General features: G+C 67.6%; 13 protein-coding genes. 10 read left to right on the top strand and 3 right to left on the bottom strand.

Annotation, left to right across the window (positions count from 1 at the left end; all coding sequences use genetic code 11):
- Positions 1–52 precede the first annotated feature (52 nt).
- Positions 53–1417, bottom strand: coding sequence for a glutamate--cysteine ligase (locus CR918_RS15745; protein ID WP_025874082.1), 1365 nt, complete (start codon positions 1415–1417; stop codon positions 53–55).
- A gap of 152 nt (positions 1418–1569) precedes the next feature.
- Here CR918_RS15745 and CR918_RS15750 point away from each other — a divergent pair, with 152 nt between their 5' ends.
- The 3 genes from CR918_RS15750 to CR918_RS15765 all read left to right on the top strand — a co-directional run bounded on the left by CR918_RS15750 (position 1570) and on the right by CR918_RS15765 (position 4764).
- Positions 1570–2274, top strand: a complete 705-nt coding sequence (locus CR918_RS15750) for a VIT1/CCC1 transporter family protein (protein ID WP_033831997.1) — start codon at positions 1570–1572, stop codon at positions 2272–2274.
- The gene (locus tag CR918_RS15755; RefSeq protein WP_099843661.1) at positions 2271–3095 is read left to right on the top strand and encodes a helix-turn-helix transcriptional regulator; all 825 of its coding nucleotides are present in this window, start codon (positions 2271–2273) and stop codon (positions 3093–3095) included. Before CR918_RS15750 ends, CR918_RS15755 begins: the two co-directional genes overlap by 4 nt.
- Before the next feature lie 694 nt (positions 3096–3789).
- Complete coding sequence (locus CR918_RS15765) at positions 3790–4764, top strand: MBL fold metallo-hydrolase (RefSeq protein WP_033831998.1); 975 nt, start codon at positions 3790–3792, stop codon at positions 4762–4764.
- A gap of 94 nt (positions 4765–4858) precedes the next feature.
- On the opposite strand, the gene yihA is transcribed toward CR918_RS15765, so the two are convergent.
- Positions 4859–5461 carry a ribosome biogenesis GTP-binding protein YihA/YsxC gene (gene yihA / locus CR918_RS15770; protein WP_025878662.1) on the bottom strand — a complete coding sequence of 201 codons (603 nt, stop codon included), beginning with the start codon at positions 5459–5461 and terminating at the stop codon, positions 4859–4861.
- A 155-nt stretch (positions 5462–5616) separates the two neighbouring features.
- On the opposite strand from yihA, the gene CR918_RS15775 reads away from it, so the two are divergent.
- From CR918_RS15775 to CR918_RS15790, 4 genes are all read left to right on the top strand, one after another.
- Positions 5617–6414, top strand: a complete 798-nt coding sequence (locus CR918_RS15775) for a c-type cytochrome (RefSeq protein WP_025878663.1) — start codon at positions 5617–5619, stop codon at positions 6412–6414.
- Between the two features lie 106 nt (positions 6415–6520).
- Positions 6521–7171: a thiol:disulfide interchange protein DsbA/DsbL gene (locus CR918_RS15780; RefSeq protein ID WP_025878664.1), complete on the top strand. Its 651-nt coding sequence runs from the start codon at positions 6521–6523 to the stop codon at positions 7169–7171.
- A 106-nt stretch (positions 7172–7277) separates the two neighbouring features.
- Positions 7278–8093 carry a thiol:disulfide interchange protein DsbA/DsbL gene (locus CR918_RS15785; protein ID WP_025878665.1) on the top strand — a complete coding sequence of 272 codons (816 nt, stop codon included), beginning with the start codon at positions 7278–7280 and terminating at the stop codon, positions 8091–8093.
- Between the two features lie 22 nt (positions 8094–8115).
- Positions 8116–8883, top strand: a complete 768-nt coding sequence (locus tag CR918_RS15790) for an endonuclease/exonuclease/phosphatase family protein (protein ID WP_032952088.1) — start codon at positions 8116–8118, stop codon at positions 8881–8883.
- Positions 8884–9012: 129 nt separating this feature from the next.
- Here the strand turns inward: CR918_RS15790 and CR918_RS15795 are convergent, their stop codons facing one another.
- Positions 9013–9888, bottom strand: a complete 876-nt coding sequence (locus tag CR918_RS15795) for an EamA family transporter (protein WP_025878667.1) — start codon at positions 9886–9888, stop codon at positions 9013–9015.
- Between the two features lie 72 nt (positions 9889–9960).
- Here CR918_RS15795 and CR918_RS15800 point away from each other — a divergent pair, with 72 nt between their 5' ends.
- The 3 genes from CR918_RS15800 (at position 9961) to fhuE (ending at position 13389) form a co-directional block, all read left to right on the top strand.
- Positions 9961–10434 (top strand): Lrp/AsnC family transcriptional regulator, encoded by a 474-nt coding sequence (locus CR918_RS15800; protein ID WP_099843665.1) that lies wholly within the window; start codon positions 9961–9963, stop codon positions 10432–10434.
- Between the two features lie 43 nt (positions 10435–10477).
- Positions 10478–11047 (top strand): M23 family metallopeptidase, encoded by a 570-nt coding sequence (locus tag CR918_RS15805; RefSeq protein WP_099843667.1) that lies wholly within the window; start codon positions 10478–10480, stop codon positions 11045–11047.
- A 182-nt stretch (positions 11048–11229) separates the two neighbouring features.
- Entirely contained in the window at positions 11230–13389 is a 2160-nt protein-coding gene (gene fhuE / locus CR918_RS15810) for a ferric-rhodotorulic acid/ferric-coprogen receptor FhuE (protein ID WP_099843669.1), read from the top strand.
- The last annotated feature ends 12 nt before the right edge of the window (positions 13390–13401 follow it).

A 13401-nucleotide genomic window follows, 5' to 3' on the forward strand; every position in this document is an offset into this window, starting at 1 on the left:
CGCTACCGGATTCGTGGCGGGTAGCGCAGGGCCATGCCCGGCGGGCGCATTTTCAGTACGCGAACTCGCGGAACACCGGGTCGACGTCGCCGTGCCAGCGGCCATGGAACAGCGCCAGCTTGCGCTCGGCCGGGGTCAGGCCGGACTCGACGATTTCCTGCAGCACGTCCAGGAACTTGCTTTCATCCTGGCCATCGGCATTGCGCGCCGCACGGCGCTTGAGCCCATCCACCGAAATCTTCACCGCCTCGCGGGCGAGGTCACGCACGGTGCCACCGCGGAACGGCAGGCCCATCGCGTGCTTGGGCACCCCATCACGCAGCGCATGGCGCTCGGCCAGGCTGAAGTCACGCACCAGATCCCACGCCGCATCCAGCGCCGTGTCGTCGTACAGCAGGCCCACCCAGAAGGCCGGCAGCGCACACAGCCGGCTCCACGGGCCACCATCGGCACCGCGCATTTCCAGGTACTTCTTCAACCGCACTTCCGGGAACGCGGTCGTGGTGTGGTCCGACCAGTCGCGCAGGGTCGGCAGCTGGCCCGGCAGCACCGGCAGCTTGCCCTGCATGAAGTCGCGGAAGCTCTGCCCGCTGGCATCGTGGTAGATGCCATCGCGGTAGGAGAAATACATCGGCACATCGAGCAGGTAGTCGACATAGCGCTCGTAACCGAAGCCGTCCTCGAACACGAAGTCGAGCATGCCGGTACGGTCGGCATCGGTATCGGTCCAGATGTGCGAGCGGTAGCTGAGGTAGCCGTTCGGCTTGCCTTCGGTGAACGGCGAGTCGGCGAACAGTGCGGTGGCGATCGGCTGCAGCGCCAACGACACACGGAACTTCTTCACCATGTCCGCTTCGCTGGCGTAATCCAGGTTCACCTGCACGGTGCAGGTGCGGGTCATCATGTCCAGGCCGAGCGAACCGACCTTGGGCATGTACGAGCGCATGATCTTGTAGCGGCCCTTGGGCATCCACGGCATTTCATCGCGCGTCCACTTCGGCTGGAAGCCCATGCCGAGGAAACCCAGCTGCAGTTCGCCGGCCACCTGCGCCACTTCATTGAGGTGGGTGCCGGTTTCCACGCAGGTCTGGTGAATGGTTTCCAGCGCCGCACCGGACAGCTCCAGCTGGCCCGCCGGCTCCAGGGTCACCGAGGCGCCATCACGCAGCAGGGCGATGGTGTTGCCGTTCTCCTGCACCGGCGTCCAGCCGAAGCGGACCAGGCCGTTGAGCAGGGCCTCGATGCCGCGCTCGCCATCGAAGGTCGGCGGACGCAGGTCATCCAGGCGGAACCCGAACTTCTCGTGCTCGGTACCGATGCGCCACTGCGAACGGGGCTTCTCGCCGGAGGCGATCTCCGCCACCAGTTGCGAGCGGTCGGTAATGGGCGTATCGGCGACGTGGCTGGGGCTCGACAAGGGGGTGGCTCGCTGGACGGTGGCAGGGGATGTGGGGCTGGGAGCCTTGCATCGCAAGGGCGCACTATAGCGTGGCGGCTCGTTACGTCATGCGACGGTGACGGGTTTCAGCATCCTACCGACACCCTCTTGACCCTCGTACACTCAGGGCCATGAGCCGCCATTCACGACATCCCGAGCTGCACCGTGCCGATCGCGTGGGCTGGCTGCGGGCCGCCGTACTGGGCGCCAACGATGGCATTGTCTCGGTCGCCGGCCTGGTGGTCGGCGTGGCCGCCAGCGGCGCCTCGGCCAGCACGATCCTGGCCACCGGCGTGGCCGGCACCGTGGCCGGCGCGATGTCGATGGCCGCCGGCGAGTATGTGTCGGTGCAGACCCAGGCCGATACCGAGAATGCCGATCTGGCGATGGAGAAGCGCGAGCTGCACGAAGACCCGCACAGCGAACTGGACGAACTGACCGCGATCTACCGCCATCGCGGGCTGGAGCCGGCGTTGGCGCGCCAGGTTGCCGAACAGCTGACCGCCCACGACGCGCTGGGTGCCCACGCGCGCGACGAACTGGGCATCACCGAGGAACTGCGCGCGCGGCCGTTGCAGGCCGCATTGGCGTCGGCCGCCGCCTTCACCTGTGGCGCCGCGCTGCCGGTGCTGACCGCACTGCTGACGCCGGTACAGAACGTCGCCACGGCCACCACGGTCAGCACGCTGGCCGGCCTGTGCCTGACCGGCGCGATGGCGGCACGCGCCGGCGGCGCATCACCCACGCGCGGCGCCCTGCGCGTGATGTTCTGGGGTGCACTGGCGATGGCCGCCGCGGCCGCGGTCGGTCGCCTGCTGGGCGCGCACGTCATATGACCGGTATGCCCCCCACCGCCATGGCACTACTGGCGGAGATGGCCAGCCTGGCCGGCTGCCAACGCGCTGAGGGCTATGCCTGCATCACCGCCCGCCGCGAGCACGGTGCCAGTTCGGTGGAGATTCCCCAGCCACAGTTCGCCATCCTGCTGGAAGGCCGCAAGCAGGTACGTACCGCCCACCAGTCGCTGACCTTCGTCCCCGGCGACATCCTGCTGATCACCCAGCGCTGCCGCATCGACGTGGTCAATACACCGGACCCGCAGACCGGCCGCTACCTCAGCGCGATCGTGCCGCTGTGCACGGAAGTCCTGGCGGCAGCGCGCACGCTGTGGAGCGAGGCCTTGCCAACGGCCGGAGCGGCGCTGGCCCGGCAGGCGCTGGGCGATCACGCCACGGTACTGCGCAGCTGGCGGCAGTCGTTGCAGGACGGCCACTACAGCGAAGCGCGGTTGGCGCTGGCCACGCTGGTGCTGGCGTGGTGCCGGCAGGGCCACGGCAACCTGCTGTTGCCGCACGCACCGACGCTGGGCGAGCAGATCCGCGACCGCATCGCCGCCGAGCCGGCCCGCGACTGGCATTCGCGCGACGTTGAGGCGCACTTCGCGCTGAGCGGTGCGACCCTGCGGCGGCGGTTGGCCGCCGAAGCCACCAGCCTGCGCCAGCTGCTGACCGAAGCGCGCCTGGCCCATGGCATGCAGCTGCTGTACACCACCGATCTGCCGTTGAAGACCGTGGCAGCGCGCGCGGGGTATCGTTCCGCAGCGAGTTTCAGCAAGCGCTTCGCCGAGCAGTACGGGCTGGCTCCCACAGATATTTGAGGGTTCTTCAGCAGGGCTGCGCCCTGCACCCGCAGAGGCAACGGCAACAGCCGAAGCAACAGCAACAGCGTGCATTCCGTGGGGTGGCGGGGCGGTGTGGGTATGCAGGACACGCCGTAAACCCATCCATGGGGGCTCGATGGCGCCATCCATGGCGCCAACGGTCCTGCATACCCACACCGCCCCGCCTTCGACAGTTTCCCGGTGGCCCGTAAATCCACGCCATGCGTGGATGATTTCCTCCACGTTCATTCGATTCATTTCGATGATTCCGAATTGAATTCGAAGAGCATCCACGCATGGCGTGGATCTACGTGTCGACCAAGGTCGACACCCACCAAAAGCAGGTCATGCCATTCCAACAGATCGCGGGAATCTGTCGAAGGCGGGGTGGGTCCGGTTGTGGGGGTGTCCGCGGCATGGATGCCGCGGCCAAGCCCCCATGGATGGGTTCACGGCGTCCCCCGCAACCGGACCCACCCCGCCTCCCCACAGGAAGCCAGCTTCTGCTGTTGCTTCGGCCGTTGCTGTTGCTTCGGCCGTTGCCGTTGCTGTTGCCTCTGCGGGTGCAGGGCGCAGCCCTGCGGATAACCCCCATTGAGCATTCCGCGCAGTGCTTTGAGCGCCGCACGCACGCGCAACACGGCACGCTGTGCGCAACGGGCCTGCCCATCACTCACCGAGAAGAACCGCCATGACCCTGCGTCATCTGCCATTGCACGCCGCCCTGCTGCTGGCCCTGTCCTCCCTGCCGCTGGCCGCGCTGGCCGAAGCCACCTCGCCCGCCCCCACCCAGCAGGTGCCGGGCGTGCAACACCAGCGCATCGGTGCGCTGCAGGTCACGGCCCTGTTCGACGGCGTGGTTGCGCTCGGCCGGCAGGAAGTGGTCGACGTGCCGCCAACGCTGGTCAGCCGCCTGCTCGAAGGCCGCTATGTGCCCGAAGACAAGAAGGGCCTGCAGACCGCGATCAACGCCTTCCTGGTGCGCCAGGGCAAGCACCTGACCCTGGTCGATGCCGGCACCGCGCAGTGCTTCGGCCCTGACCAGGGCCAGGTGCTGGGCAACCTGCGTGCGGCCGGCGTAGACCCGGCCGAGATCGATGAGGTGCTGCTGACCCATGCCCATCCCGATCATCTGTGCGGGATCCTCGATGCACAGGGCAAGCCGGCCTATCCGAATGCGACGGTGTGGCTGTCCAAGGCCGATGCCCGCTACTGGCTCGACCCGGCCAGCGAAGCCACGGCACCGCAGGGCGTGCGCTTTGCCTTCGCGCTGGCACGCAACGCGATCGCGCCGTACCAGGCCGCCGGTCGCCTGCACACCTTCCAGCCTGGCGACGCCCTGCCGGGGCACGCGGTGGCGATGGATACCCACGGCCACACGCCGGGGCATGTGTCCTACCGCTTCGACAGCCAGGGCCAGTCACTGCTGGTGTGGGGCGATGTGCTGCATTTCCATGCGGTGCAGTTCGCACACCCGGAAGCAGCATTCGAGGCCGATTCGGATCGCACGGCGGCTACGGCCAGCCGTCGCAGCCTGTTGCAGGAAGCCACCGCCAAGGGCTGGTGGGTTGCCGGCGCGCACCTGCCCTTCCCCGGCCTGGGGCACGTGCGCAGCGAAGGCCAGGCCTATGCGTGGGTACCGGCGGAATATTCGCCACTGAAATGATGTGCCGCCGGGCATGGCCCGGCGCTACCGGATCGCGGTGACGGAAAACATCAGGGTAGCGCCGGGCCATGCCCGGCGAGCGCAGCGGAGCGCCTTATTCCAGCCCCAGCCAGCCGCCGATGATGCCGCGGGCTTCATCCACGCCGGTACGGGCCGAGCCGGAGAACACCTGCACACTCACCGTATCGCCGAACGACGAATGCAGTTCCTTGCGTACCTTCTGCAGGGTCTGCATCTGCTGGCTGCGGCTGAGCTTGTCGGCCTTGGTCAGCAGCGCATGCGCCGGCAGGCCACGCTGCACGGCATAGGCCAGCATCTGCCGGTCGTAGTCCTTCAGCGGATGACGGATGTCCATCACCACCACCAGCCCCTTCAAGGCCTCGCGGGTGCGGAAGTAGCGGTCGATGAAGGCCTGCCAGTGCGCCTGCAGGTCCAGCGGCACCTTGGCGTAGCCGTAACCGGGCAGATCGACCAGATGGGCGTCCGGGGTAACCTGGAAGAACACCAGCTGCTGGGTCCGGCCAGGCGTCTTGGAGACCCGGGCCAGGCTGTTCTGGCGGGTCAGCGCATTGAGCGCGCTGGACTTGCCGGCGTTGGAGCGACCTGCAAAGGCCACTTCAGAACCTTCATCGGGCGGCAGCTGCCCCATGTTGTGGGCAGAGAGGTGGTATTGGGCGCGTTCGATGAGCAATGACATGCGCATAGGATCGCATGTTGCGGCGCCGCGCGCCCGGCCCGGGGCCTTCCAGCGGGAAAATGCTGCACTGCTGCGTTGACCGTGCAAGGAAACGGCGTTGATAATCCGGGCGATGCCGGCCGCCGCCGCCCGGCCGGTCCATACGGAGCTTCAGCATGCGCCACGCTCGCGTTCTTGCCGTATCCGCCCTTGCTACTGCCGTTGTTGCCGCTGCTGCCTTTGCGCAGACCACGCTGACCCCGCTGCCCGACAACGGCCCGATCAAGACCGCCTCGCTCGAGGTGGATTTCAGCAAGACCACCTGGGGCGATGCCAAGGCCGGCCAGACCAAGGCCACCGCGTGTGCCGCCTGCCATGGTGCCGATGGCAATTCCACGGTGGAGATGTATCCCAGCATCGCCGGCCAGAGCGAGCGCTACGTCGCCCAGCAGATGGCCCTGATCGCCAATGGCCAGCGCAGTTCCGGCGCCGCCGTGGCGATGGTGCCCTTCGTGCAGAACCTCACCCCGCAGGACATGCGCGATATCGGCGCGTTCTTCGCCACGCAGAAGGCCAACGCCGGCATCGCCGATGACACGCCGGTGGCCGAAGGCCCGTACAAGGGCATGAAGTTCTACCAGATCGGCCAGCAGCTTTACCGCGGCGGCGACGCCCAGCGCGGGCTGCCGGCCTGCATGGCCTGTCACGGCCCCAGCGGCGCCGGCAACCCCGGCCCGGCCTACCCGCACATCGGCGGCCAGCACGCCAGCTATGTCGCCCGGCGCCTGCAGGAGTACCAGGCCGGACAGACCAACGAGACCGACAAGGCGCACTTCCAGATCATGGCCACGGTGGCGCAGAAGCTGACCGAGCAGGAGGTGCAGGCCCTTTCCAGCTACCTGCAGGGCCTGCACAACAAGGCCGACGATCTCGCCGCCGAAGGCGCTTCGACGCGACCGGCTGCCGCCCCCTGACCGCCACTGGTCGGCGCCGGTCGCCACGACGGCCCGTCGCTGCGGTATGTTTCCTTCACGCCGGCGGCTGCGCCGGCGTTGTCATTTTCAACGGAGATGCGTGTCGATGAGGTTGATTCCCCGCCTTCTGCTGTCCCTGCTGGTGCTGCTGCCGTTGGCGGCCTGCGCTGCCACCCCCGCCAACGCCCCGCTGGTCGAAGGCAAAGACTACGAGCGCATCGCCCAGCCTGGCCCGTTCCAGCCGCTGGCCGGCAAGATCGAGGTGGTCGAGGTGTTCGGCTACACCTGCCCGCACTGCGCCCATTTCGAACCGCAGCTGGCCGCCTGGGCCGCCAAGCTGCCGGCCGACGTGCGCTTCACCCCGGTCCCGGCCGCCTTCGGCGGTGCCTGGGATGCCTGGGCACTGGCCTACTACGCCGCCGACGAAGTGGGCGTGGCCAAGCGCAGCCACGCCGCTGTGTTCAAGGCCCTGCACGATGACGGCACGCTGCCGATGCAGAACGTCTCGGCCGATGAGCTCGCCAACTTCTACAAGGCCTACGGCGTGACCCCGGAGCGCTACACGCAGGCCCTGCGCGGCGAGGCGGTACAGAAGAAGGTCGATGCCGCCCGTGCCTTCGCCCAGCGCACCCAGGTGCCGGGAACCCCGGCCATCATCATCAATGGCCAGTACCTGGTCCGTGGCAAGAGCTTCGACGACCAGCTGCGCATCGCCTCGGCGCTGATCGCCCAGGCCCGCGCCGCCCGCGGCCGCTGAACCAACACACACCATCGACACGGCGCTGTCGCCGCCGCATGTCATCATTTCCCTCTGGCCGGCGCCTGACGCCGGCCCCACCTTTCCAGATGCTGGAGACGCTTCCATGAAGACCCGTTTCGCCGCCCTCGCCCTCGCAGCGCTGCTGCCGATCCTGGCGGCCTGCAAGGCCGACGATGGCACCACCAACACCTCCGCCCCGGCAGAACCGGCCGCGACCCCGGCCAGCACCGAACCGGCCGCGCCGGCCGCAGGCGGCGAAGCCGCTGCCCCGGCTGCCGAAGGTGACAAGACCGCTGCCAGCGCCGCGCCGGCCCCGACCACCGCCGCGCTGACCGGCCCGGCCCCGGTGGAAGGCGCCGACTACCAGCTGATCCCGAACGGCCAGCCGTTCCAGCCGGCCGCCGGCAAGGTCGAAGTGGTCGAGATCTTCGGTTACGTCTGCCCGGCCTGCGCTGCGTTCCAGCCGCTGGTCGGCCCGTGGAAGGCTGGCCTGCCCAGCGATGTGAACTTCGTCTACGTGCCGGCCATGTTCGGCGGCACCTGGGACAACTACGCCCGTGCCTTCTACGCCGCACAGACCCTGGGCGTGCAGGAGAAGACCCACGAAGCGCTGTACTCGGCCATCCACTCGCAGAAGACCCTGAAGGGCGAGCGCGGTGCTGATTCGGTCGATGACATCGCCAAGTTCTACGGTGCCTACGGCGTGGATCCGAAGCAGTTCGCCGCCACCATGGGCAGCTTCGCGGTCAATGCCAAGACCAACTCGGCCAAGCAGTTCGCCCAGCGCAGCCAGATCAGCGGCACCCCGTCGATCATCGTCAACGGCAAGTACCTGGTGAAGGGCAAGAGCTTCCCGGACATGCTGCGCATTGCCGACCACCTGATCGCCCGCGAACGCGGTGCGGCCCAGGCTCACTGATCAAAGAGACGTTTTCCCGGCCGTGACTTCCCCCACAACACGGACCCTGCGCTTGCTGACGGCCAACATCCAGGCCGGCTCAAGTACCCGCCGCTACAGCGACTATGTGACCCGCAGCTGGTCACATGCGCTGCCGGCGGGTCGCAAGCGCAGCAGCCTTGACGCGATTGCCACTTTGGCGCGCGGTCATGACATCGTCGGCCTGCAGGAGGCCGACCCGGGCAGCCTGCGCTCGGGCTTCACCAACCAGACCCATTACCTGGCCCAACGCGCCGGCTTCAATTACTGGAGCCACCAGCCGAACCGGCGCATGGGTGGCGTCGCCTCCAGCGCCAACGGCCTGCTGAGCAAGCTGGAACCGGTGGAAGTGCAGGACCATGCCCTGCCCGGCCGTATCGGCGGGCGCGGCGTGCTGCTGGCCAAGTTCGGCGACGGTCGCGATGGCCTGGCCGTCGCGGTAGCGCATCTGTCCTTGGGCGCCGGTTCGCGGATGGCCCAGCTCGGCTTCATTGCCGAGCTGTTGTCCGACCATCCCAATGCGGTGCTGATGGGCGACTTCAACTGCCTGGCCGAGCGTCCGGAAATGCAGGTGCTGTACCAGAAGACCCGGCTGCAGCCGCCCGGCTGCATCGTGCCGACCTTCCCCAGCTGGCGCCCCGACCGCGCCATCGACCACATCCTGGTCAGCAGCGGCCTGCAGACCCGCACCGTGGAAGCGGTGCCCGCTGCGTTCTCCGACCATCTTGCCCTGGCGATGGCAATCGACGTCCCGGCCGACGCCCTGCGCTGAGCGCTGCCGCTGCGCTCGCCGGGCATGGCCCGGCGCTACCGCCCCTGGTAGGGGACCTTGGTTGGCACGCTGCCCTGGTGGGTGCGGACCGTTGGTCCGCACGCTCTCCGCCGGGCATGTGGCCCGGCGCTACCCCGCCTGCGCCACCGGCACCTTCAACCGCCGTGCGGTCATCGTGCTGCCCACCGAGGCCAGTACCGTGCAGCCGATGGCCAGCCACTGCAGGCCATGCAGGTGCTCATGCAGCAGCAGCATCGCCCACAGCGCGGCCACCGCCGGTTCCATGCTGATCAGGATGCCGAAGGTCTCCTTCGGCAGGCGCTTGAGCGCCATCATTTCCAGTGACATCGGGATCGCGCTGGACACCAGCGCCACCACCAGCCCGGCCAGCAGGATCTTCGGCTCCAGCAACGCCGCACCGGCATGCACCACGCCCACCGGCACCACCACCAGCGACGCGGCCAGCAGCCCCAGCGACACCGAATGCCCAGCGTGCAGGTGGCCGGCGCGCTTGCCGAACACGATGTACAGGCCCCAGCACGCTGCTGCCCCCATGGCGTACAGCACGCCCACCGGGTCCAGTGCCGGGCCGCCGCCGATCGGCAGCAGCAACAGCAGCCCGACCGCTGCGCAACCCACCCACAGGAAATCGATCGGACGCCGCGACGACAGCATCGCCACCGTCAACGGGCCGGTGAATTCGATGGCCACCGCGATGCCGAACGGGATCGTGCGCAAGGCCATGTAGAACAGCAGGTTCATCAGGCCCAAGGTGAGGCCGTAGCGCAGGATGGTGACCGCATCCACGCGGCTGGTCTTCCAGCGCCATGGCCGCCAGAACAGCAGCAGCAACAACGCCGAAAAGCCCACGCGCAGCGCGCTGGTGCCCTGCGCGCCGATCAACGGAAACAGCTGCTTGGCGTAGGAGGTACCAATGGCCAGTGCGGTGACCGAGCCGAGCACCGCCAGCGCCGGCAACATCGGCGCGATTCGAGAAGTCTGCATGCCGCCAGTCTATTGCGTCGGCGGCGAGCACTTGGCTCAATTGACGGCCCGTCCGTGCAACTTCTGCTCACCATGGCCACCGCCCCCGTGCTGGACAGCTTCGACCGCGCCATCCTCGCCCTCCTGCAGCAGGACAACACCCTGCCGCAGCGGCAGATCGCCGAAGCCGTGCACCTGTCCACGCCGGCGGTGCAGCGGCGGATCAGGCGCCTGCAGGACAGCGGGGTGATCGCCGCCAATGTGGCGGTGATCGACGCCGCGAAAATCGGCCGGCCGCTGACCATCATCGTCGAGGTGCGCGTGGTCAGCGAACAGCGCGAGAAGGTCGCCCCGTTCCGCCGCCGCGTGCAGAACGACCCTGCCGTGCAGCAGTGTTACTCGATCACCGGCGACGGCGATTTCCTGCTGCTGCTCTCGGCGGCATCGATGGAGGAATACGAGGCGATCACCGAGCGCTTGTTCGGCGGTGATGACAACATCGAGCGCTTCCGCACGTCGGTGGCGCTGGGCACGTTGAAGCGCGGGTTCGACGTGCCGCTGACATGACGCAGATGCCGTCGAGCCTGTCCTGCTCCTACACTGGTGACGCATGAACACCGCTTCCCCCTCCAACGCCAGACGCCTGCGCCGCTGGTTGCTGCGTGGCGCCTTCCTGCTGATCCTGGTCATCGCGGCGATGGCCTTCTGGAACAGCCCGTGGGCTGCCGCACCGAAGATGCTGTGGACACTCTCGCGCATGCCACCGGCCACGCAACTGCCGGTACCGGTGGACGGCGTGCGGCCCCGGCAGATCGCCGATACCTTCGGCGCACCGCGCGGGCGCGACCGCACGCACGCGGGTATCGACATCTTCGGCAAGCGCGGCACGCCGGTGCGCAGCGCTACCCCCGGCGTTGTCGCCGACATCCGCGACAGCGGACTCGGTGGCCGCCAGGTCTGGGTGATCGGGCCGGGACGCGAGCGCTATTACTACGCGCACCTGGAAGACTGGGCCGATGGCCTGGCGCGCGGCCAGGTGGTGCAACCCGGCGACCTGCTCGGCCATGTTGGCGACACCGGCAACGCCAAGGGCACGCCGCCCCATCTGCATTGGGGCATCTATGGCGCCGATGGCGCGCGGGACCCGCTGCCGCTGCTGCAACCGCAGGGCACCCGCTGACGGCAACCGAGCCGAGCCTCGAGGCCGCACGCGTTTGTTCATGATTTGTAAATAGGAATAGTTCGTATTACCATTTCTTTCGTTTCCGGTGGTGCCAGGACGGCCTGCCCGCCCTTCCCCTACCCGTAGCGCCTCGACTCCTGGATGACGGCCGAACGCGCGTGCCCGTTGCAGGAATCCGCATGATCCGTTCCGCCCTCCGTACCCCGCAGCCGCAGCGGCTGTCCGTTGCCGTGCTCGTCGCGCTCTGCGCCGTCGCACCCACCGCTTTCGCCGAAACCGCCACCGACCCGACCACCCTCGACAAGGTCGTAGTGAAGGGCGAGCGCGCCGAAGGCTATTCGGTGCGCCGTACCTCGGCCGGCACCCGTTTCGACCTGGCGCCGCGCGAGATCCCGCAGTCGGTCAGCATCATCAGCCACCAGCGCATCGAAGATCAGCAGTTGGACGACATCATCGACGTGCTGGGCAACACCACCGGCGTCACCAGCACCCAGTCCGACAGCGAGCGCACCGAATTCTATGCGCGCGGCTTCTACATCGATGCGTACCAGTTCGATGGCCTGCCCACGCAGATGGTGCAGAACTGGAGCTACGGTGACTCCGGCCTGGACCTGGCCCTGTATGACCGCGTGGAAGTGGTGCGCGGCGCCACCGGCCTGCTCAGCGGCGCCGGCAATCCTTCCGCCTCGGTGAACCTGATCCGCAAGCACGCCGACAGCGCCGAACTGACCGGCAGCGTGTCGGTCAACGTCGGCAGCTGGGGCCGCACCCGCACCACCGTGGACGTGGGCAGCGCACTCAACGCCAGCGGCACCGTGCGCGGCCGGGTGATCGGCAGCTACCTGGACACCGATGGGCAGATGGACCGCTACAACCAGCGCAAGACGCTGGGCTATGCGGTGATCGACGCCGACCTGACCCCGGATACCCAGCTCAGCGTGGGCTACGACTACCAGCAGAAGCGCGCCAACGGCGCGACCTGGGGTGGCTTCCCGATGCTGTACTCCGACGGCAGCGCGACCCCGTACGACGAATCGTTCAACGCCAGCCCGAACTGGACCTACTGGGACACCACCAGCAAGCGCGCGTTCGCCACCCTGCAGCACGCCTTCAGCAACGGCTGGAAGTTCAAGATCGGCGCAACGCATGACCAGACCAAGGCCGACGACAAGCTGTTCTACCCTGCGTACAACGATTGGACCACCGGCGCCTCGAACTTCGACAAGACCACCGGTGCAGGCATTTCGCCGTCCGCAGGCTTCTACAACACCGAGCGCAAGGTCACCGGTGTCGATGGCTACGTTGATGGTCCGTTCCAGCTGTTCGGCCGCGAGCACCAGTTCATGGCCGGGCTGAGCTACAACAAGCGCGACTACGCCAACCACGGCGACTACCAGGTCGGCGGCGCCGGCCAGAGCTGGGACCCGTTCGCCAGTTACCTGAACTGGACGGGCAACATCAGCGAGCCGAACTGGAACCCGCTGGCGCTGGCCAGCGAGGGCACCATCACCCAGAAGGCCGGCTATGCCGCTGCACGCCTGTCGCTGGCCGATCCGTTGAAGCTGATCATCGGCGCGCGCTACACCGACTGGAAGAGCGAGGGCGAAGGCGCAGATCGCCAGCACAAGGTGACTACGCCGTATGCCGGCCTCGTGTTCGACATCAACGACACCTACTCGGCGTACACCAGCTACACCGAGATCTTCCAGCCGCAGACGCTGAAGGACCGCAACGGCAGCTATCTTGACCCGGTGGATGGCAAAAGCTACGAAGTGGGCGTCAAGGGCGCCTGGTTCGACAACCGCTTGAATGCCTCGCTGGCGGTGTTCCGCATCGAACAGGACAACGTCGGCCAGATCACTGGCGAGCCGGTGCCCGGCAGCCAGAACGAATTCGCCTATCGCGCCGCACGCGGCACGGTCAGCCGTGGCTTCGAGTTCGAGCTCAACGGCGAACTGGCACCGGGCTGGAACGCCACGTTCGGCGCCTCCCGTTACGTGGCCAAGGATGCCAACGACGCCGACATCAACACCAACCTGCCGCAGACCGCGCTGAAGCTGTTCACCAGCTACACCCCGCAGTCGCTGCAGGAACTGACTGTCGGTGGCGGTGCCAACTGGCAGAACCGCATCTACTACCCGGTGCCGGCCTATGGCCGCATCGAGCAGAGCGGCTACGCACTGGTCAGCGCCTTCGTGCGCTACCGCATCTCGCCGGAGTTCAGCGTGCAGGCCAACCTCAACAACCTGCTGGACAAGAAGTACCTCTCGCAGATCAATGGCTACGGTGCGTATGGCGATGGTCGCAACGGCTCGCTGACGTTTACCTGGTCGTTCTGAAGGAAACGTTGC

The organism is Stenotrophomonas indicatrix, assembly GCF_002750975.1.
Classification (GTDB): domain Bacteria; phylum Pseudomonadota; class Gammaproteobacteria; order Xanthomonadales; family Xanthomonadaceae; genus Stenotrophomonas; species Stenotrophomonas indicatrix.